Below are 20,981 nucleotides of genomic sequence, written 5' to 3'. Positions count from 1 at the left end.
ACTAGCTCCCTCCTTTAAATGTTGACAGATTGGGCCGGAGAATCCGAAGCTCCTGTAAACGGTCGATGGCTATGAAACCATTCGGATGTATGTATGCACATTCCATCTCGGGTTGATCCGACAGTATCGTCAGTTCATCCGTCATCGTTTCCATCTTATCCGCTATCATCAAATGCGTGGCTTCCAGCCATGAGGCTGCAATGACCGCCTCTTCATTACCAGTCGCCCCCGCATGTGCGATCCCTTTCAATCTTCCTAAAATATATATGCTACCCGCCGCCACAACCCTGCCGTTCGGATTGACATCACCGATTACGACAAGATCTCCATCAGCTTTCACGACCTGTCCCGAACGGACAATTCCGATATAGGTTTCAGACTGGTTTTCTAAGATCCTTCGATTGCATTCTTCAAGAGTAATCACTTCGCTTTGAATCTTCGAAACTCGTAAATGTGGTGATTCATGGACGATATTCATAATTTCTTTAAGTTCTTCTTCATTACAATATCGACTTCCGATATGGACTTTTACTTCTGCCAGCCCTTCAAGACTGTTTTCGCTGACTTTATTGCGGAGTTCTGCAATCATGTCCGAATAAGCGCATTTGTCGTCAAGTCGGAGGACAAGTCCGTCTTTTGTCCCTTTTATTGTTACATAGTGCTGTTTCGTCATTTGCGTCCCTCACATTTTTTCAAGGTTTATAATCCGGCCTTTTCCAATCCTCTTTTATCGATAAGTTGCTTAAAGAAATAGCCAAACATGCAAACGAAGATGGAATTGGCAATCATTGTTGGCGAAAGCCTGCTCATCAGGAAATCCTCGAACCCGATTGCTGTAAGAGCAATTAGACTCGCGAAAAAGTATGATAAGATTTCAAGCAGCGCAACCATTATTAGCGATAAGAGCATCACAGTAATAATATGACGATACACTTGGCGAATAATCAATGTTGCTAAATAGCAAATCGCCGGATATAAAAAAGTATATACTCCAATAATATCAATGTGATACATATCATACAAGAGTCCAAGTACGATTCCATAGATGATTGCACGTTGCCTACTATAATAAACGGCGATAAAAATCAGATAAACAATGACAAATCGCGGTACAAGTGTGTATTGTCCATCCCCGATTGTCACGGGTGAGAAGAGGCTGAAAACCGGTTCGAGGAAAAATAATATGACGGCAATAAGAGGGATTATGAACCTGATCACGATCCATTCTCCCCCTCTTCTTCCACGGCTACATCTTCTTCCTCAGCCACATCTCCATCCGTACCAGAGACAATAACGGATGATCTTTTTGCCACCATTACATGATCCAACATGCCAAAATCTGCAGCAGGACGGATATACGCCAATTTTGTCAATCCAAAGTCATCCGTAGACACTTCTGTTACTTCACCAATTAGCAGTCCCTTTGGAAAAATTCCGCCAAGACCAGAAGACTGAACCAATTGCCCTTCCTTCACATCGAAATCGGAATCAATCCTCTTCATGATTAATTCTCCACGAGTCCGATCATATCCTTCTATCAAACCGAAAATAGATTCTTTACCAGGAATGACTGCTGCAACCCGAAAATTACGGTTTTCTGTCGAAAGCAGTTCAACTGTCGACCTGAATGGGGTGACAAGGACTACTTTTCCGATTAAACCGCTTGAGGTCATTACAGCCATATTCAACTTAACACCTTCCACTGTCCCTTTATCAATGATGATTTTCTCTTCCCATTGATCGGGATTTCGAGAAATGACAGTTGCATGGATTGGAGAATAATCACGAAGACTTTCTTCCTTGCCGATGATTTGACGTAACTTCTCATTATCAGCCCTCACATCTGCGAGTTCAGCCTGCGTGGAAGCATATTCTTTTAATCTTGCTTTCAAATGTATGTTTTCTTCATATGTATTCAAGATTCCATCGATTTTATCCAACGTGCCGGTAATATAATGTGCCGGTTTCGAGAAAAGTGATTGCCCGAAACCGACGACATCTTTTACGATTTGTTCTGGAAGGGTGGCATTTTGCCTGTCTTTTAATGTGAATGAAATCAATGCCACAAGGACGATGACGCCTACTAGCAATAATATCAACCGTTTATTCGTAAAAAATCGCGGCATTGCCAAAATCCTCCCTCATTACCTAGCTTGCATCTTTTTAATCACATCAAAATTATCCAGCGCTTTCCCCGTTCCAATTGCTACGCAATCAAGAGGGTCCTCTGCTATGAAGACAGGCATATTCGTTTCATCCGAAATGACCTTGTCCAAGTTTTCAAGAAGTGCTCCGCCACCCGTCAATACAATTCCGCGCTCCATAACGTCGGCGGAAAGTTCCGGTGGTGTAGCTTCCAATGTTTTCTTAACGCCTTCAATAATTTGTGTAATGGATTCACGAAGTGCTTCAACAATTTCATCAGAGGAAACTTCTAATGTTTTTGGTAGACCTGTTAAAAGATCACGGCCTCTGATTTCCATTTTTTCTGGCTTACTAGATACTCTCGCTGAGCCAATTTCAATCTTGATGGCTTCTGCAGTACGTTCACCGATTGTCAGATTATAGACTTTACGAATATAGCTGATGATTGCGCCATCCATTGAGTCACCTCCGACGCGAATCGATTCGCTTGTCACGATTCCGCCTAAAGAAATAACAGCAACTTCTGTAGTACCGCCACCTATATCGACGACCATGCTGCCTGTAGGTTCCCAAACAGGTAAATTCGCACCGATTGCTGCAGCAAACGGTTCCTCGATTGTAAACGCATCTTTTGCACCCGCTTGTCTCGCTGCGTCTATCACTGCGCGCTGTTCGACTGATGTGATACCGAAAGGAACACAAACCATGACATTCGGCTTCTTCCAATTGCCTCCTGCAGCTTTAGTCGCTTCTTTCATATAATGTTCAATCATCGCTGTTGTAATTTCAAAATCCGCAATGACTCCGTCTTTCATCGGGCGCGTTGCCACTATAGATCCCGGTGTACGTCCAATCATATTTTTAGCCGCCGAACCGACCGCAACAATTTCATTCGTAACTGTATTTTTCGCAACGACGGATGGTTCGCGTAGAACAATCCCTTTTCCTTTTATAAAAACTAATGTATTTGCTGTGCCGAGGTCAATCCCGACATCTCTCGTTCCAAATCCAAACAAATTTGTTCTTCCTTTCTATTCGACCGTTTAAAAATGGTCTTCTTGAAATCATACACCACATTATAACGGATTGGGGAACAAATTCACAGCCTCAAGAGAAATAAGCAAAGTTTTGATACTTACGCCTTGTTTTTTCATATTTTTGTAATAAAAGCAATTAACCCATCAACGACGGTAAGTTGAGCCATTAAAGTTAGTCAATTACACTTACACATTTTACTAAACAAGGAGTAACTTACTAACCCATAAAGCCTTTTTCCTTTAGGCTAATAAAACGATGATCGCCGATAATGATATGATCGAGCAGCTCGATTCCCATAATAGACCCGGCTTCTACCAACCTTTTTGTTACTTCGATATCCTCAGGTGATGGCGATGGATTTCCAGAAGGATGGTTATGTGAAACAATAATCGAAGCCGCCGATCGTTTCACGGCTTCACGGAAAATTTCGCGAGGATGTACGATGGATGAATTTAAGCTGCCGATAAAAATCGTCTGTTTATGCAATACTTCGTTCTTAACGTTCATAAAAAGGACGACAAAATGCTCCTGCAGCAGCGAGGACATGTCCGTCATTAAATAGGCAGCTGCATCTTCAGGTGACTTTATGACATACCGTCCTTCAGAATGCCTACGGTGAATCCTTTTTCCAATTTCCGCTGCTGCAAGTAGTTGGACGGCCTTTGCCTGTCCAACCCCCTTTACCGCCATCATTTCCTCAACAGTTGCATTTTTCAAGTCCTGTATCTTATCGAATGAGTTCAAGATTCTATTCGCAAGTAATAATACGGATTCTTCCTTCGTACCTGTCCTTAGCAGAATAGCGACCAACTCCTGGTTCGACAAACTTGCTGCACCTTGGCGGATAAGCCTTTCACGAGGTCTGTCCGCGATATGTACATCCCGGATCATCATTTTATCTTTTAGGTCCGCAGTCAAGGAATCATTCACCCTCCTTCAGTTGGATGATACGTTCCCTGCGTAAAATTTCTACCAATTTAGCGAGTGGGAGGCCTACTACATTCGAATAGTCGCCTTCTATTTTATCAACTAACAAGACGCCAGCAGTTTGAATGCCATAGCCACCAGCCTTGTCCATCGGGTCCCCAGAATCGACATATGCCTTTATCAGCTTGTCATCAAGTTCCTTGAATACCACTTTCGTTTCTTCAGAAAAAACAATTTCCTTTCCACCGCCAAGAATGCTCACTCCCGTGAAAACCGAATGTGCCTTTCCAGAGAATGTCTTCAAAAATGTTTCAGCTTGCTCTTTTGTTGCCGGTTTAGGGTAGACTTCATCCTTAAAAACAACGATTGTATCAGCAGCAATAACTACCGCATCGGGCTTCATATTCGCAACAGCTGCAGCTTTTTTGACCGCAAGTTTTTGGACATAATCATTAAAGTCCTTATCAATCAATTCAACATTTTCCTCGACATTGCTTGGCAACACTTTAATGGGAAGCCCTAAAACGCCTAAAAGTTCCCGTCTCCTTGGCGAACCTGACGCCAAAATAATTTGTCTCTCCGAAATGAATTGCATTTCTTCTACCTCCTTTTTCATTATCATACTTGAGAAGGAGGTAATTGAAAATTTTCATAAAACCGCAGAAATTCCATTTCGGCCCGTATTTCAACGTTAAAAATTTATAACCGCACAGCCATTGTTATGGGAATAATGGTTTAAAAGATGTAGACGAATAACCCTTAAATCGTTTGTAAACACGGTCACAGCAACAATATTCTTTCGGAAGTCAGCAACTTTCGGATCCTCATTTTCACTTTCCGAGGTAACGGTCAAAGTTTTAATTTGTGATAATTCCGTCTCTACCAATGCCTTCCTTAATTTCCCTGCTCCAACCGTATTACAGGAGTTTGTGTTCACGAAGAACGGCTTACGGAAAGTTCCTTCATACTCACTAACATCGATTTCTTCCTCGACGACGCCAATAGCGCTCCACACATAATATTGCCCCCCCACTTCTATGATGGCGGCCTTTCCAAGAGCCGGATCATCCGCAAAGAGTTGTCTGGCTGACTCTGCCGAGGAGAAAACCCCATGCTGCTTTGCGTATAATTTCAAGGGTGCTTCGTTTGAGATGATAGCCGGCCCGGATGTCGGAGTCGTTTCGACTGTCTCTTGCGGATTGTTCGTTACCACCTCGTTCTCCACTGCTTTTTCTTTCCCTTTTCCATTCATTCCTACGATTAAAAAACCAACAATCGCAACAGCCGCAATACCGACTATGACACCGTGAAGCATAGCCGCCGCTACTGTCACCTTAGAATACTTTTTTTTGAAGTTCATGCCAGACCACCCCGTTTTTAGTAACCGTATCAGAAAAGACATGAAAAAGAACAAGACGTATGTCGCCTTGTCCTAAAAAATTTATCGACTTAAAAGAATAATTGCTGATACCATTCGACAAAATCTTTTCCGTAAAAGTAAGAAATGATAGCAGCAAGTGCTATGGACGGTCCGAATGGGACAGGAGTCTTCTTCCCTTTACCAGTCTTCTTCAAGACAAAAACGCCCGCGATCGAACCAATAATTGAAGCAAGAAACAGCGTCAATAATGTGTTTATAGTGCCTAAAACAAGACCAATGACGAAAAATAGCTTTATATCTCCGCCTCCCATTCCACCTTTCGACACGATGGCTATAATAAATAGCACACTGAAACCGATTGCCGCCCCTAAAAAACTGTCCCACCATGGAGACATAGGTATTAGCCATCTAAGGATCAGAAACGAAATAGCGAAAGGGAGAAGCACTTTATCAGGGATGATCATATAAGAAATATCGGATACGGTTATGATGACAAGCAACGAAACAAACAGAATCCCGATGATCAAATCCTTACTGAAGCCAAGTTGAAAAAAGGCATAGGCAAACAAGACGCCAGTAATAAGCTCAATGAAGGGATAAATCGCATTTATTTTTTGTCCGCACCCTTTGCATTTCCCTCGGAGGACGACATATGAGAGAACAGGGATTAGATCAAAAAGCCTTAGTTTCCGACCACATGTTGTGCAATGGGATGGCGGTCTAACAACTGATTCCTTTTTCGGCACCCGAAGTCCAACCACATTGAAAAAAGAACCAAAAACACAGCCATATATGAAAAATAAGGCTAACCAGACAATCTCCATTCAATCACTCATTTCCAGCATTATTGTATGGTAGTATTCTGTTTCCCCTTAATTTGTCACTTTCATACCACTATTCTCCTCATATATTCCGACACGGTTGCGTCCCGCCTGTTTGCCACCAATATAAAGAGCACGATCGGCGTTTCTTAAGAGATCCTTCCCGTCCTTTGCATCTTCCGGCATAGTGGCAACTCCGAGGCTAATTGTCATTTGGACATTAATCGGTTCATTATTGTCGGATAAGTCCGGGATGATTTCAAACTTTGATTTTTCGACGTCCTTGCGAATCAACTCTGCAAGTTTAATAGCTTCATCCTTTGAAAAGTTTGGTAGGATAATTGTGAATTCCTCTCCTCCATATCGGGCCAATGTCATCCCTTTATGCTGAAACTTCGAAAGGAGATTCGCAAGTGAAACAAGCAAATCATTGCCGCTTTGATGTCCATATGTATCATTAATGGACTTGAAATGGTCAATATCCAGCATAATGGCAGACAGACTTTGAACTTCTCCTGTATGGAAATGAACAATTTCCTCATCCAGTTTTTGTTCAAGATAGTGGTAGTTGTGTATTCCTGTTAATGCACATCGAGTACTCTTTTCCACTGTTTTTTCATAATACCTCGCCTTCACCATTGCCGTCGCAAAATAGCTAGTCAATAGATCCACCATTTTCGTTTGCACTTCATCAAAAGCGTATTTCTGATTTGAAGTCAAGATGAGAAATCCTTCCGTTTTACCATCTCTTTTTACAGGGGCCGCCAGTACACTTTCAACTGAGGGGGCAAATGTAAAACCATTCAATGCAGATAGACTTTTCCTTGTCAGATACATTTTTGTCATCTCGACATCAAGTCCGTCCTTCACGTTATTTTTACTTGGGAATGAAAAGTTCATAGCTTCTTTGCGCTGAAATTCACCTTCCACACAGGATAACATGATCAAATTTCCCCCAACACGCAAATCGATGATATACGCACTTTCGTAAGGGATGACATTTTTAATCTTCTCGACAAATGTACGTAAGACGTCATCCACACGAAGACTTTCAGCGAGATGATGGCCGATTACAGCTGCTGAAGAAAGTAAATCATTCAATATATCGGACTTCAGATATTTACTTGTAACTAACAAAACTAATATGAAAGGCACCCCTATTAGCAAGAAAGCCTTTCCGCTAATTTGTTGAAACAGAAGGGTGAAGATAATGGCAAACGGCAATAACAGGATTGTCACGACAAAATCCCATAACACGGCTTTTTTCGTGACCGCATTTTTTTGCTTCAACATTTTAAAGATTAGGATGAGCAATGCGCTATTGACCAATGAATAGACCGACGCATATATGAAACCTGCTATAAAGAAATTAGCCAAAGACATATTTTGCAAAGAACCACCGAATGCATAAAAAACATAGCCTCCCACAAGTGAAACTACAGAAAAAACAATTGAGTTGAAAGCAAATCTAAATGTCTTAGGGGTAGAAGATTTTAACGTGAATAATAAGACGAACATTGCAATTTGCATAAAAACCATTTCCGATAAGACACCATACTGGAAGAACAGTGAGAAAATGATCCATCTCTCAAGAGTAATAGAAACTCTATCCACTGGAATTGAAATCATCATGATTGCTATCAAAAACAACAGATAAATGATCATATTTAAATAATCATAACTATTAGATGGAAAGAAATTCAGAGCGGCATAAAAGGCAAAAGGAACGATTAATAGCCACAATACATATATATTTCTTTTATTTGCAGCAGTAACATTCATTCCCTGTCCCTCCACCCTTTATTTCACGTACACCGCGACCCGATCACGCCCAGCCTGCTTCGCTCCTATATATAATGCCCGATCGGCATTTCGAAGCAAGGCCATCGCCTCATCTGTATCAAAAGGCGCACTTGTTACCCCAATACTTGTTGTGATATTCACTTCGATTTTCCGTTTATCCGAGCTCAAGTCCGGGATGATTGAAAATGTATGCTGTCTAATCGTTTCTCTAAGTTTTTCTGCAAATTCCAAAGCTTCCGATTTAGAGAACCCCGGTAAAAGGTAGATAAATTCTTCCCCCCCATACCGTCCTACAGTTCCATCTTCAGGTAAAACACCCTTAAGAACTTTCGCCAATTCCTTTAATATGTCGTTTCCACTTTGATGCCCGTACGTATCGTTTACTACTTTGAAACGATCAATATCAAGCATGATTACGGACAGATCTTCAATATCCTTTTTCTGCATGCGTTCCATTTCATAATGTAGTCTATCTTCTAAATATCTATAGTTGTAAAGACTAGTCAATGCACATCTTTCACTTTTAAGCAAGGCCTCTGTCACGTAACGGGCCTTTTCAAGCGCTACAATGTAATAAGAACCAAGTAATTCCAATATCTTCAAATGGTAATCTTTAAATGCAGATTTCCGATTTGATCCTAATAGAAGAATTCCACCAGTCTGATTATTATGAGTCATCGGTATACAGAGGACACTTTCGATTTCGTCAGGAACAGAGGAGATCGAGAATTGTTTAAAATCATTACTTTTTGTATAGATGACAGGTTCATTGGTCGAAAGCACCATCCTCGCAATGCCTTCGCCTAACCGAATTGAATGTGTATCCTTAGGAAGTAAATGGGGTTTATCATAAGCCTTATCGAGTTCCAACCATTGATTATGATTGTTAAACAGAAAAACAATATCGGCATTGAATAACTCTTGACTTTTCATTATGAATTTTTCAGTCACTTGGTCCACATCAGTCAATACAGATAGGCTACTCCCAATCTCTCCTACACTTTTGATATACTCATTTACTTTCTCAGATCGGCCATATTGCCGTATGAAAAATATCGTTAAGAAAAACGGTACTCCCATTAGTAAAAATGATGGTGCACCAACTAAATTTAATAGGAAATAAAACGTTAAAGCTAATGGCAATATCAATACGATACTTGAAAACTCATACCCAATGTCTTTTTTCGTGTATAGGCTTTTCATACCTCGAATCTGCAAATAAAATTTAATAAACCCTATATTTGCAGCTGTGTGAATAAGCCTATAAACCGAAACCCCTATAAGAAGAGACCAAAAGTCCGTAGAACCTACTTGACCACCGACTAAATAGAAAGCCCCAGCACTAACGATTGACAGCAAGAACATCATCAACGAATTAATTAAAAAGCGTTGGATTTTATTTTGTATAGTACCCTTTGAAACAAAAAGGATTGCAATTGCAGCAAATTGCATAATGATCATTTCAATGGCAATACCGTATAGAAGAAATGCAGGTATCGTCACCCACATGACTAAAGTTATAGGGTCCCCTTTTAGCTTAATAGGGAATAAAGTCGTCAACATACTAAAAATGATAAATAAAAAGAGATACGATATATTAAGTTCTTCGGGCATTTGGTTTGAAAGGAAATAAAACATACCCGGAGGAACTATAAGGAACCAGATGATAAACTGAGATGCTGTAGACCAATTCTTATCAGACAACCCACTTACCCCCTACCAACTCAATCAGAATATACAAATTTTCAACAAGTTTTCAATCAGCGGACCCTTTTGTAACCGGTTCCATAATGATTACACTTAGTTTTCCAGTATAACATTAGGTCAAAAGTCTATTCAGTAAATAAAGCGAGCCTGCGACTATTCGCTTTCTATTATTTTCCTTACTTAGTATTATAGTATCATTAATGAGATTTGTCATCCTTTTTTTATTATATAGACAACTTTCCATTAATTCCAAAGCAGTGGCAGCTTGTGGATGGTCGAAATCGACAAAGGTAAACGAGTGAGCAACAGGTATCAATTCATCCAATGTTCTACGAATGTCTTTTGTTTTCAACATACCGATTACAAAATCCACTTTTTCATTGGGAAATTCATTACGAATCGTTTCAGCTAACATCTTCGCAGCTGCGGGATTATGAGCACCATCCACAAAGACCCCTGGCGCAATCTCTTGAAACCGATAAAGTAACGAAGTGTTGGCAACTCCTTTTGCTACAACTTCTTCTTGTAAGTTTACACCCGCTTTCCATAACGCCTCAATAGCTATTGCTGCATTTATCGCCTGATGTGGGCCTTTCATCTTTCTTTTTGGAATAGAAACTTGAATCTTCCCTTCAAATACTTCGCCAGGCATCATTTTAAAATCTTTACCGTATATCATTAACTCGCTGTTCATTTCCAACGCCTTATTTCGAATAACATTGTTAGCAACTACCGGTAACAAGCCAATCACGACAGGTATATTCTCCTTAATAATCCCCGCCTTCTGTTCAGTTATTTCTTTTAGGGTAGCTCCAAGAAATCCGACATGGTCGTGCGCTATCGATGTGATAACTGAAACAAGTGGTGTCACGACGTTTGTACTATCTAATTTGCCCCCCATACCGCATTCTAAAAGTATGTAATCAGGCGCATTCCTTTTGAAGGTCAGGAAGGCGGCCACAGTAAGTAATTCAAAATCCGTCAGCATTCCGCTTAGTCCGGCTTCTTTCATCTGGATAAACGACTTGTCCATTTCTTCCTGATTGATCGGCAAGCCGTTAAGACGAATCTGATCATGAACATCGACCAATGCAGGAGATGAAAATACCCCAGTTGAATATCCATGTTCTTTCAAGATGGACTCCATAAATGCAATTGTTGAACCTTTCCCATTCGTCCCAGCCACATGAATGACATTCAACTGCTTTTCGGGATTCCCCACTTTCATCAGAGCTGCAATAACGCTATCTAACCCAGGCTTAATCGCATCATCGCTATATAGTTCAAATCGTTCTTTATACTCATTAAATTTCGGAATCAAAACACTCTCTCCTTATGATAGAATCAGCATAGGTAGAGTATATCACGGCCGGAGGGAACGATATGAAAAGTTGTTGGGTCATTTACAACGGAAGTTTAACGAGTGATAAATTCCGCGACCAAGCGGAGCTTTTGGCAGATGCTGCTGAGCGGGCTGGTGTTCGTGCGGAACTTAAAAGAAATTACGAAGTGATGATGAATTTGAATGAAAATCTTACAGAGCGTCCGGATTTCGTCGTTTTCCTGGACAAAGACATCTTGCTCGCAACGTATTTGAAAAATGCAGGAATCCCTGTTTTCAATGATCCGGAAGTGATTGAGACTTGCGATAATAAAGCGAAGCAATATATCCAGCTTGCGAAGAATGAAGTTGCAATGCCTTTAACAATTATTGCGCCGAAAGTCTATCCGAAATTTACAATTGAAGGATCCGGGTATTATGAGGGAGTTCATGAAAAGTTAGGCTTGCCTATGATCATTAAAGAAGGCCACGGGTCATTTGGCATGAAGGTGTATTTAATCGAAACTGAAGAGGCATTCTTTACGAAAGTTGATGAATTACGCGGAGTCGATTATGTATTTCAGGAATTTATCGAAACAAGCAGAGGACGGGATATCCGCGTGAATATCGTCGGTGGAGAAATTGTTGCCGCCATGCATCGTTCTTCTGAAACTGATTTCAGGGCGAACATTACGAATGGAGGGGTTGCAAGCATAATCGAGTTGACTGCTGAACAGAAAGAGCTTGCAATTCGTGCTGCAGAAGCAGTCGGGGCTGAATTTGCTGGAGTTGATTTATTATATGGTGATAATGAAAAACCACTTGTTTGTGAAGTGAACGCCGCTGCCCATATCCGCAACATTTATAACGTGACCGGCATTAATGTAGCCGACAAGATGATTGAATACATTTTAGGTAAGCTCTCATGAAAGGGCATGTTTATTATTCATCGAAGGAAGCAAAGCGCAATCACGGGTTTATCGATGATTTGATGGTGCATGCAGCACAGCTTGATCTAACAATGAATTTACTAGTCGACAATGAAGAACCTGACTCCGATGCGGATTTCATATTATTCCGTGATCGAAATTTTGATTTATCGGCTAAATGGGAATCAGCAGGACTTCATGTAATCAATCGTTCAGAAGTGAACCGGATTGCAAATAATAAATTGAAGACATTTGAATTCGCGACGCTATTAGGAATTCCGGCGGTACCTACGAAGCGATTGAAGTCAGTTGACGGTATTGCTGCCTACCCAGTCATTTTGAAAACAGTCGATGGCCATGGAGGAACTGAAGTATATCTATGTCATACGGTAAATGAGGCGGAGCAGTTTTTGAATCAATATCTTAGTCGTCAATTAATCGTCCAGCCTTACATTGAATCCAATGCAACCGACATTCGTGTTTTCATGCTTGGAGATGAAGTTTTAGGTGCTGTCAAGCGTATAGGTAACGACGGTTTCAAATCGAATTATACGCTTGGCGGATCCGTGGAGAAATACATACTTTCTTCCTCGCAGGAGAAAGAAGTACGAAAAATAGCACGCGCATTAAAAAGTGATTATATCGGAATCGATTTTCTTTTATTACCGGACGGCAGTTGGCTGTTAAATGAAATTGAAGATCCCGTCGGCGCCAGATCATTATATGCGACACATGATTTTTCAGTCGCTCAGAAGCTGATGGAAAGAATAAACGAGCGCAATGCTTAAATAAAAAGAGTTGGGACCCCTTTTCTCGGGCGTCCCAACTCTTTTCTATTCATTAAATCTCATTCAATTCTTCAATCCGGCGCTCAACTGCCGCCTTCTTCTCCAAATAATCCTTCTCTTTCGCACGTTCCTCTTCAACGACTGCCTCAGGAGCCTTCGAAACAAAACGCTCATTGGACAGCTTGCCTTGGACGCGTTTCACTTCGCCTTCCCATTTAGAAAGCTCCTTCTTCAAACGCTCAATTTCCTCATCGATATTCAACAAACCTTCAAGTGGCAAGAATAGTTCTGCGCCTGTAATAACAGCTGACATCGATTTGCCCGGTGCTGAAATACCAACTCCGATTTCAAGAGTTTCCGGGTTACAGAAGCGTTCAATGTAGTTGCGATTTGATTCCAATACTTGAACTGTAGCTTCATCTTTCGCAGCAATGTATAAAGGAACCTTTTTGCTCATTGGCGTGTTCACTTCAGCGCGGATGTTACGAACTGCATGAATGAGGTCAACCAATAGCTTCATATCAGATGCCTTTGCAGAATCGGTTAGTGTCGAATCTGCAACCGGCCATGCCGCCACTGTAATCGACTCTCCATCATGCGGAAGGTTCTGCCAAATTTCTTCTGTGATGAACGGCATTAATGGGTGCAGTAAACGCATTGTATTGTCGAGTACGTAAGCAAGAACCGAACGTGTCGTTTTCTTCGCTGCTTCGTCTTCTCCGTACAACGGCAATTTCGCCATCTCAATATACCAATCGCAGAAATCATCCCAGATGAAGTTGTATAATGCACGGCCGACTTCACCGAACTCATACTTATCAGAGAGCTTCGTTACTTGTTCAATCGTTTCATTCAAGCGAGTAAGTATCCATGCATCAGCTACAGATTTTTCACCTGTTAAATCGATTTCATCATACTTCATGCCATCCATATTCATTAAAGCGAAACGGGAAGCATTCCAGATTTTATTCGCGAAGTTCCAAACCGCTTCAACCTTTTCTGTCGAATAGCGAAGGTCCTGACCAGGTGAAGAACCAGTAGCTAAGAAGTAGCGCAATGCATCCGCACCGTATTTATCAATTACTTCCATAGGATCGATACCGTTGCCGAGCGACTTCGACATCTTGCGGCCGTCTTCAGCACGAACAAGACCATGGATTAATACGTCTTTGAACGGACGTTGATCCGTAAATTCAAGGGCTTGGAAAATCATCCGAGAAACCCAGAAGAAAATGATATCATATCCTGTAACAAGCGCATCTGTCGGATAATAACGTTTGAACTCCTCGTTATCAAGATCCGGCCAGCCCATTGTTGAAAATGGCCATAACGCAGATGAGAACCATGTATCAAGAACATCGTTATCCTGGTTCCAGTTTTCAATGTCCTCAGGCCCTTCATGTCCTACAAAGACTTCACCTGTCTCTTTATGATACCAAGCTGGAATCCGATGTCCCCACCATAGCTGACGGGAAATACACCAATCGTGGATATTTTCCATCCAGTTCAAATACGTCTTTTCAAAGCGTTCCGGAACGAAGTTGACCTTCCCTTCACTTTGTTGAAGTTTAATCGCTTCTTCCGCTAAAGGCGCCATTTTTACGAACCATTGTGTTGACAGATACGGTTCAACAACTGCTCCGCTACGTTCCGAGTGGCCAACCGAGTGCAAATGATCCTCGATTTTGAATAAAACGCCCATTTCCTGCAAATCTTTAACGATTGTCTTACGGCATTCAAACCGGTCCATTCCTTCATACTTGCCAGCAAGCTTATTCATGCTGCCATCTTCATTCATGACAAGAACACGAGGAAGATCATGACGGTTTCCGATTTCAAAATCGTTAGGGTCATGTGCAGGTGTAATCTTAACTGCACCGCTTCCGAATTCCATATCGACATAATCATCTGCAATTATCGGGATTTCACGGCCAGTAATTGGTAATTTAACTGTTTTTCCGATCAAATGCTTATACCGGTCGTCCTCCGGATGAACCGCTACCGCCGTATCCCCTAACATCGTTTCAGGGCGTGTTGTAGCAATTTCGATGCTGTCCGTTCCGTCTGCGAGTGGATAGCGCATATGATAGAATGCACCCTGAATATCTTTATGGATAACCTCAATATCCGATAATGCAGTTTTCGTCGCCGGATCCCAGTTAATAATATATTCGCCGCGGTAGATAAGCTCTTTTTCATACAGTTTTACAAATACCTCGCGGACCGCCTTGGATAATCCTTCATCCAATGTGAAGCGCTCTCTGGAATAATCAAGTGCCAGACCAAGCTTAGCCCATTGCGCACGGATATGGCCTGCATACTCATCTTTCCATTTCCATGTCTCTTCGACGAATTTTTCACGGCCCAGATCATATCGGGATTTTCCGTCAGCCCGAAGCTTTTCTTCAACCTTTGCCTGTGTCGCAATACCAGCATGGTCCATTCCTGGTAGCCATAGTGCATCGTAGCCCTGCATTCTTTTCATACGGATCAGGATATCCTGCAACGTCGTATCCCAAGCATGCCCTAAGTGAAGCTTACCTGTCACATTCGGCGGTGGAATGACAATTGTATACGGGTCTTTCCCGCTATCCGGTTGAGCTTCAAAATATTTGCCTTTCAGCCACCATTCATAACGACCCGCTTCAATCGATTGCGGTTCATATTTCGTTGGCATTGATAGGTTTTCTGTTGACATATGAACTCCTCCTCTGTACTTCCAATTTAAGATTTTGAATAAAAGCAGAAAACAAAAAAACTCCATTCGCCAAAAAGGACGAAGGAGTTATTCGTGGTACCACCTTTATTCGCATATACAGATTGCGTATATGCCTCATAACAAATAACGGTTTCAAACCGGCTTCCGCTACTCTAATTCACGGAAACTGCTCCCGGGTGACTTTCCGCAACTCATTTATAGGCCCTCCCACCAATGGCGCCCTCTCTTGAATAAATGATATCTGCGTACTCTCCCGTTCAATGCATCATTATATAGTTATGAGCATTGTATGCTACAGAAGGAGACTTTGTCAAGTACATTACGAAAGGAAGGTAGTATGAGAAAAGGATACAACCCCTATTTATTGCCGCCTTGGTTACGAAAATGCAGATTTTATTGTAAGGGCATCATCATACCGATCACTGTTTTTCAACTGATCAGACTTTTAATCGTCCCTACGACAGGCGATTTCCTCTTATTTTGCTTGCTTTGCGGAATCGCTTTCCTACTCTACAAAAACATCATTTGAACGGAAACTTGTCGTTGACCATCCATCCGGCAACTCTGCAATGTAGGACAGTATATCATCACCATTCGATGAGCTGCTGTCGTACGTTGCTGTTACTTCTGGTACAAGCTTCGCAGTGGCTTGTTGTTGCGAAGTTGTTTCTTGATGGGATTCGCTGACATGTGCAACCGCCAGTTTCTCCTCGGTTATTAGTACTTGTTGAGTTTCTTCAGCCTGTGCCGTTGCTTGTTGAGGTTCCAATTCGGCGACCGCCTGCTTGGCCTTGCTAATAGTTTCCTCAGGCACAGATTGGGCTGTAGCATTATCCTGTTTAACTTCCGCAACTACTTCGCTTGCCTGAACACTTGCGGTTTCTTCGGCTTTTGTATTTTCTACCGCAGCTTCATTATTCGAGGCACCATGAGCACAATTTACATTCCATGCGATGGTCAACGCACCTTGTCCGTCAAAGTGGGCATTAACATCTGACGCTTCTACACGCAATGGATGCTCAACTTCAGGAGGCAAATCGATATTCAGCGGGACTGCATATTCGAAATAACCTACTTGACCATCCATTTCTACATCATCTACATAAACCACTTCCTGAGGAATCATTTCAGCCCTCTGACCTTCCCCAAATTCGACTTTGGCAGCTATATGATAAATGCCTGAAAGTCGCACTGCATCTTCTGAACGTTTTTCTGTAAATCCTGCTTTTACTTTAACAACGCGTGCAGAACTTGGTACCCCAACATCCGTAGGGAAATAGAATACCTCTTTCATATCCCATTGTAATTTTGTCATACTTTTTCCCTCCCTCAATTCTCTTGGCATTATATGCAACAAGCCCGAAAGGTAGAAGAAAAAGGATTAATTCACAAAAAACCATCCATCGTCGGCTTAATGACAATGGATGGTTTGATAAATTTAGCGTGCGAGTTGAGAGAATACTTTATGGAATGCTTCTACAGTTCGAGCGATATGTTCTTCTGTGTGTGTTGCTGAAAGGAACATGCCCTCAAATTGGGAAGGTGGCAGGAAGATTCCCTCTTCCGCCATTAAACGGAAATATTCAGCAAACAATTGTAGGTCGGATGACTTTGCTTTATCATAATTGACCACTTTTTCATTCGTGAAGAAGAAGCCAATCATTGATCCAGCACGATTTACAGTATGTGGAATATTGTATTTCTCTGCTGCTTCGCGGAATCCAGCCTCTAATTGATCACCAAGTTTCTTGAAATGATCATATGAAGCAGGTGTCAATTTTTTCAACGTTGAGATACCCGCAGTCATTGCCAATGGGTTTCCGGATAGCGTACCTGCTTGATATACAGTCCCGGCAGGTGCAATATGCTGCATAATTTCACGTTTTCCGCCGTAGGCACCGACAGGAAGTCCTCCTCCGATAACCTTTCCAAGACAAGTCAAATCCGGTGTGATGCCGAAATAACCTTGGGCACAATTATAATCGACACGAAAACCAGTCATCACTTCGTCAAAGATCAGTAATGTGCCGTTTTTCTCGGTCAATTCACGCAATCCTTCGAGGAACTTAGGCTCCGGCGGAACAACACCCATATTGCCGGCAACAGGTTCAACGATTACACATGCAAGGTCATCTCCGAATTGTTCGAATGCGACCCGGACGCTTTCCAAATCATTATAAGGCACTGTAATCGTGTTCTTCGCAATACCTTCCGGAACACCAGGGCTGTCTGGCAAGCCAAGTGTAGCAACCCCAGAACCCGCTTTAATGAGCAATGAATCACCATGACCGTGGTAACATCCTTCGAACTTCAAAATCTTATTGCGCCCCGTATAGCCACGTGCCAAACGCAATGCGCTCATTGTCGCTTCGGTCCCTGAAGAAACCATCCGGATAACCTCGATAGACGGTACACGATCGATAACGATTTTCGCCAATTCATTTTCCAACAATGTCGGTGCCCCAAAGCTTGTTCCAGTTTCAGCTACATTTTTGATAGCCTCTACAACATCCGGGTCTGCATGTCCCAAAATTAGGGGTCCCCATGACAGAACGTAGTCAATATAATCATTACCATCGATATCAGTAATGATCGGGCCCTTCCCACTAGCCATGAAAATCGGATCCATATTAACCGATTTGAATGCACGGACGGGAGAGTTAACTCCTCCTGGCATTAAATTCACTGCTTCCGCAAACGCTTGCTTAGACTTTTCAAAATTTCTTCCCATTTATTTTCCCTCCAGCCAACGCGCAGCGTCTTTTGCATGGTATGTCATAATGAGGTCTGCACCCGCGCGTTTCATACTTGTCAAAGTTTCCAAAACGATTTCCTTTTCATTGATCCATCCATTTTGCGCGGCCGCCTTTACCATTGAATACTCTCCGCTAACGTTATAGGCAACAACAGGAAGCAGCACACTGTTTTTCACATCGCGCATAATGTCCAAATACGAAAGTGCAGGCTTAACGATAAGGAAGTCAGCCCCTTCCAAAACATCAGACTCTGCTTCACGAAGGGCTTCCATCCGGTTAGCCGGATCCATTTGGTACGTCTTTCTATCCCCAAATTGTGGGGCTGAATCAGCCGCATCACGGAATGGACCGTAGTAAGCAGAAGAATATTTCACCGAGTAAGACATGATTGGAATATCTTCGAAACCAGCTTCATCCAATGCTTGGCGAATCGCAATAACGAAACCGTCCATCATATTGGAAGGCGCAATGATATCGGCGCCTGCTTCAGCTTGGCTGACCGCAGTCTTCGCGAGTAGATCCAATGAAGGATCGTTCAATACTTTCTCTCCATGTACAACACCGCAATGGCCGTGATCCGTATATTCACATAGACAAGTGTCCGCCACAACAACAAGTTCAGGATGCTTTTCTTTTATCAATCTTGTCGCTTTCTGGACAATCCCTTGCTCATCATAAGCCCCTGTTCCGGTTGAATCTTTCGTTGCAGGAATTCCAAAAAGAATGACCGATGGGATTCCAAGAGAAACAACTTCATCCACCTCATCCATTAATCGATCAATTGATAATTGATATATGCCTGGCATCGAACTGATTTCATTTTTCACATTTTCCCCTTCAATTACGAAAATGGGATAAATGAAATCTTCTTTCGTCAAAATAGTTTCCCTCACCATCGAGCGTAACGTATTAGAAGTACGCAAACGGCGATTACGTCGGAAATGTAATTGGGTCATCGGAATTCATCCTTTCTTTTAGACAAAGATTTAACAAGTTCTTTAAGAGTATAAATTTCTGGCTTAACATCCACTGTCGCTCCAGCCTCAATCAGCGCCCTTTCGGTTATATGCCCTATCGCACCAATTGTATAGCCTTCCCAACCGATGATAGGTACAGCATCTTCCTTAAAAACTCGGACAGCAGATGGGCTTGCAAACAGAACACTACAATTTCTCTTGTTTTTCAATAAATCTACAAGAGAATCGATCGAATCACGTTTTGCTCCGGTTTCATAAACCGTCCATTCCTTGACTTCGAATGGCAATTCTTCGCGAATTATACTTCCTGCAAGAGTTCCTTTCAGGAAAAGTACATTCAATTCTCCATTAGTAGGCTTAAATTGCTTCACAAATACATCCGCACTAAATACAGATGGAATGAATTCAACGGAAAATCCGATTTTCTCTAGTGCTGCTGCAGTACGTGTGCCTACAGCCGCAATCTTCGAAGGAATTTCATTCACAGATATAGCAAAGCGTTCCATTTTGGATTGGAATGCCCTTACTGCATTTTGACTTGTGAAAATAAGCCAATCAAAGTTTGCACAGTTTTTCATCTTTGTTTCATCCGTCTGCTCTTCAACTTCATTCACTTGGATAAGAGGAATGGAAACAGGAACGCCCCCATAGTGCCGGACAAGGTCAAAAACCTCAAGCGTCTTGAGCGTCCCTGTGAAAATCACGGTTTCTCCAAGCAGTGACCCATGTTCAGGCATCCATTTCCGCCTTCACTTTCTCAATCACTTCAGAAGCTCCTTCTGCCTGCAATGCGGTCGCCACTTCTTTTCCGACTGCAATTGCATCTTTACCGCGTATCGTCTTTTTAAATACTTGCTTAGCATCAGGAGAAGCAATATATCCGGTCAATTCGACTTCATCTCCGACTGATTCTGCAAATCCGGCAATCGGAACTTGGCATGATCCATCCATTTCGGAAAGGAACGTCCGCTCCGCATCTACTTCTTTCCATGTCTTTGGATCAGAAACTTTTGCAAGCTCCGCCAATAATTCTTCATCTTCGCTTCTGCATTCAATAGAAAGTGCCCCTTGACCAACCGCGGGAATGCAGTCTTCGATGGACATATATTCAGTAACGACATCCTCGCTCCATCCCATTCGCTTCAATCCAGCAGCAGCAAGGAGAATCGCATCATATTCGCCATCTTGCATTTTTTTCAGTCTTGTGTCGATATTACCTCGGATCCATTTAATTTCAAGATCTGGACGTAATAGAAGTAGTTGAGAACTCCTACGTAAGCTTGACGTACCAACTACTGCGCCAACAGGCAAGTCCATGAATTTAATATGATCCTTGGATATAAAGGCATCGCGTGGATCTACACGTGGAGGAATACATCCAATCGTTAATCCTTCCGGAAGAACTGCTGGCATATCCTTCATACTATGAACAGCAAAGTCAATCTCCTTATCGAAAAGGGCTTGTTGAATCTCTTTAACAAATAAACCTTTGCCCCCTACCTTTGAAAGCATGACGTCGAGAATTTTATCCCCTTTCGTCACAATTTCTTTCACTTCAAATTCAAATGGTGCTCCAGCTGCTTTCAGTTGGTCAATAAACCAGTTAGTTTGTGTCAGTGCAAGTTTACTCCGTCGTGAACCAACTATGATTTTCCTCAATACAATCTTC

Annotated in this window: 19 protein-coding genes and 1 other annotated feature; of the genes, 2 read left to right on the top strand and 17 right to left on the bottom strand. The window is 42.1% G+C overall.

What is annotated here, in order from left to right:
- Position 1: 1 nt before the first annotated feature.
- From minC to ACFPZG_RS11720, 11 genes are all read right to left on the bottom strand, one after another.
- On the bottom strand, positions 2-673 hold the full coding sequence (minC, locus tag ACFPZG_RS11770) for a septum site-determining protein MinC (protein ID WP_283732300.1): 672 nt from the start codon (positions 671-673) through the stop codon (positions 2-4).
- Between the two features lie 26 nt (positions 674-699).
- Positions 700-1,218, bottom strand: coding sequence for a rod shape-determining protein MreD (gene mreD / locus ACFPZG_RS11765; RefSeq protein ID WP_283732301.1), 519 nt, complete (start codon positions 1,216-1,218; stop codon positions 700-702).
- Positions 1,215-2,126: a rod shape-determining protein MreC gene (gene mreC / locus ACFPZG_RS11760; protein ID WP_317941120.1), complete on the bottom strand. Its 912-nt coding sequence runs from the start codon at positions 2,124-2,126 to the stop codon at positions 1,215-1,217. Before mreC ends, mreD begins: the two co-directional genes overlap by 4 nt.
- Before the next feature lie 18 nt (positions 2,127-2,144).
- Complete coding sequence (locus ACFPZG_RS11755; RefSeq protein ID WP_283732302.1) at positions 2,145-3,161, bottom strand: rod shape-determining protein; 1,017 nt, start codon at positions 3,159-3,161, stop codon at positions 2,145-2,147.
- Between the two features lie 238 nt (positions 3,162-3,399).
- Positions 3,400-4,077 carry a RadC family protein gene (gene radC / locus ACFPZG_RS11750; RefSeq protein ID WP_283734662.1) on the bottom strand — a complete coding sequence of 226 codons (678 nt, stop codon included), beginning with the start codon at positions 4,075-4,077 and terminating at the stop codon, positions 3,400-3,402.
- A 28-nt stretch (positions 4,078-4,105) separates the two neighbouring features.
- A complete protein-coding gene (locus ACFPZG_RS11745) occupies positions 4,106-4,726 on the bottom strand; it encodes a nucleoside triphosphate pyrophosphatase (RefSeq protein WP_381427355.1) in 621 nt (206 codons plus the stop codon).
- A gap of 75 nt (positions 4,727-4,801) precedes the next feature.
- The gene (locus ACFPZG_RS11740) at positions 4,802-5,470 is read right to left on the bottom strand and encodes a hypothetical protein (protein WP_317941121.1); all 669 of its coding nucleotides are present in this window, start codon (positions 5,468-5,470) and stop codon (positions 4,802-4,804) included.
- An 89-nt stretch (positions 5,471-5,559) separates the two neighbouring features.
- Positions 5,560-6,315 (bottom strand): prepilin peptidase, encoded by a 756-nt coding sequence (locus ACFPZG_RS11735; RefSeq protein WP_283732307.1) that lies wholly within the window; start codon positions 6,313-6,315, stop codon positions 5,560-5,562.
- Between the two features lie 48 nt (positions 6,316-6,363).
- Positions 6,364-8,094: a sensor domain-containing diguanylate cyclase gene (locus ACFPZG_RS11730; RefSeq protein ID WP_317941122.1), complete on the bottom strand. Its 1,731-nt coding sequence runs from the start codon at positions 8,092-8,094 to the stop codon at positions 6,364-6,366.
- An 18-nt stretch (positions 8,095-8,112) separates the two neighbouring features.
- The gene (locus ACFPZG_RS11725; protein ID WP_317941123.1) at positions 8,113-9,819 is read right to left on the bottom strand and encodes a sensor domain-containing diguanylate cyclase; all 1,707 of its coding nucleotides are present in this window, start codon (positions 9,817-9,819) and stop codon (positions 8,113-8,115) included.
- Positions 9,820-9,934: 115 nt separating this feature from the next.
- Positions 9,935-11,143, bottom strand: a complete 1,209-nt coding sequence (locus ACFPZG_RS11720; protein WP_317941124.1) for a bifunctional folylpolyglutamate synthase/dihydrofolate synthase — start codon at positions 11,141-11,143, stop codon at positions 9,935-9,937.
- A gap of 62 nt (positions 11,144-11,205) precedes the next feature.
- Between ACFPZG_RS11720 and ACFPZG_RS11715 the strand changes: the two genes are divergently transcribed.
- Both ACFPZG_RS11715 and ACFPZG_RS11710 read left to right on the top strand, forming a co-directional pair.
- Positions 11,206-12,072 (top strand): ATP-grasp domain-containing protein, encoded by an 867-nt coding sequence (locus tag ACFPZG_RS11715; RefSeq protein ID WP_317941125.1) that lies wholly within the window; start codon positions 11,206-11,208, stop codon positions 12,070-12,072.
- Positions 12,069-12,860 carry an ATP-grasp domain-containing protein gene (locus ACFPZG_RS11710; protein WP_283732316.1) on the top strand — a complete coding sequence of 264 codons (792 nt, stop codon included), beginning with the start codon at positions 12,069-12,071 and terminating at the stop codon, positions 12,858-12,860. Before ACFPZG_RS11715 ends, ACFPZG_RS11710 begins: the two co-directional genes overlap by 4 nt.
- A gap of 52 nt (positions 12,861-12,912) precedes the next feature.
- On the opposite strand, the gene ACFPZG_RS11705 is transcribed toward ACFPZG_RS11710, so the two are convergent.
- The 6 genes from ACFPZG_RS11705 to hemC all read right to left on the bottom strand — a co-directional run bounded on the left by ACFPZG_RS11705 (position 12,913) and on the right by hemC (position 20,971).
- Positions 12,913-15,558, bottom strand: coding sequence for a valine--tRNA ligase (locus ACFPZG_RS11705; RefSeq protein WP_317941126.1), 2,646 nt, complete (start codon positions 15,556-15,558; stop codon positions 12,913-12,915).
- A 71-nt stretch (positions 15,559-15,629) separates the two neighbouring features.
- Positions 15,630-15,849, bottom strand: a binding site (T-box leader).
- Between the two features lie 235 nt (positions 15,850-16,084).
- The gene (locus ACFPZG_RS11700) at positions 16,085-16,894 is read right to left on the bottom strand and encodes a hypothetical protein (RefSeq protein WP_283732318.1); all 810 of its coding nucleotides are present in this window, start codon (positions 16,892-16,894) and stop codon (positions 16,085-16,087) included.
- Positions 16,895-17,017: 123 nt separating this feature from the next.
- The gene (gene hemL / locus ACFPZG_RS11695; protein ID WP_283732319.1) at positions 17,018-18,310 is read right to left on the bottom strand and encodes a glutamate-1-semialdehyde 2,1-aminomutase; all 1,293 of its coding nucleotides are present in this window, start codon (positions 18,308-18,310) and stop codon (positions 17,018-17,020) included.
- On the bottom strand, positions 18,311-19,291 hold the full coding sequence (hemB, locus tag ACFPZG_RS11690; protein WP_283732320.1) for a porphobilinogen synthase: 981 nt from the start codon (positions 19,289-19,291) through the stop codon (positions 18,311-18,313).
- Entirely contained in the window at positions 19,288-20,049 is a 762-nt protein-coding gene (locus ACFPZG_RS11685; protein WP_283732321.1) for a uroporphyrinogen-III synthase, read from the bottom strand. Before ACFPZG_RS11685 ends, hemB begins: the two co-directional genes overlap by 4 nt.
- Complete coding sequence (gene hemC / locus ACFPZG_RS11680) at positions 20,042-20,971, bottom strand: hydroxymethylbilane synthase (protein WP_283732322.1); 930 nt, start codon at positions 20,969-20,971, stop codon at positions 20,042-20,044. The genes ACFPZG_RS11685 and hemC overlap by 8 nt, the downstream gene beginning before the upstream one ends.
- Positions 20,972-20,981: the final 10 nt, after the last annotated feature.

The organism is Sporosarcina thermotolerans (assembly GCF_042658975.1).
Taxonomy (GTDB): Bacteria; Bacillota; Bacilli; order Bacillales_A; family Planococcaceae; genus Sporosarcina; species Sporosarcina thermotolerans.
Note: the sequence above shows the minus strand (reverse complement) of the source record. Positions and strands in the feature narration are given on the sequence as shown.

Excerpts from the sequence above, each read along its gene's own strand:
- minC (WP_283732300.1), bottom strand. The coding sequence starts at position 673 with ATGACGAAACAGCACTATGTAACAATAAAAGGGACAAAAGACGGACTT.
- mreC (WP_317941120.1), bottom strand. The coding sequence starts at position 2,126 with ATGCCGCGATTTTTTACGAATAAACGGTTGATATTATTGCTAGTAGGC.
- radC (WP_283734662.1), bottom strand. The coding sequence starts at position 4,077 with ATGATGATCCGGGATGTACATATCGCGGACAGACCTCGTGAAAGGCTT.
- ACFPZG_RS11745 (WP_381427355.1), bottom strand. The coding sequence starts at position 4,726 with ATGAAAAAGGAGGTAGAAGAAATGCAATTCATTTCGGAGAGACAAATT.
- ACFPZG_RS11740 (WP_317941121.1), bottom strand. The coding sequence starts at position 5,470 with ATGAACTTCAAAAAAAAGTATTCTAAGGTGACAGTAGCGGCGGCTATG.
- ACFPZG_RS11735 (WP_283732307.1), bottom strand. The coding sequence starts at position 6,315 with ATGGAGATTGTCTGGTTAGCCTTATTTTTCATATATGGCTGTGTTTTT.
- ACFPZG_RS11730 (WP_317941122.1), bottom strand. The coding sequence starts at position 8,094 with ATGAATGTTACTGCTGCAAATAAAAGAAATATATATGTATTGTGGCTA.
- ACFPZG_RS11715 (WP_317941125.1), top strand. The coding sequence starts at position 11,206 with ATGAAAAGTTGTTGGGTCATTTACAACGGAAGTTTAACGAGTGATAAA.
- ACFPZG_RS11710 (WP_283732316.1), top strand. The coding sequence starts at position 12,069 with ATGAAAGGGCATGTTTATTATTCATCGAAGGAAGCAAAGCGCAATCAC.
- ACFPZG_RS11705 (WP_317941126.1), bottom strand. The coding sequence starts at position 15,558 with ATGTCAACAGAAAACCTATCAATGCCAACGAAATATGAACCGCAATCG.
- ACFPZG_RS11700 (WP_283732318.1), bottom strand. The coding sequence starts at position 16,894 with ATGACAAAATTACAATGGGATATGAAAGAGGTATTCTATTTCCCTACG.
- hemL (WP_283732319.1), bottom strand. The coding sequence starts at position 18,310 with ATGGGAAGAAATTTTGAAAAGTCTAAGCAAGCGTTTGCGGAAGCAGTG.
- hemB (WP_283732320.1), bottom strand. The coding sequence starts at position 19,291 with ATGACCCAATTACATTTCCGACGTAATCGCCGTTTGCGTACTTCTAAT.
- ACFPZG_RS11685 (WP_283732321.1), bottom strand. The coding sequence starts at position 20,049 with ATGCCTGAACATGGGTCACTGCTTGGAGAAACCGTGATTTTCACAGGG.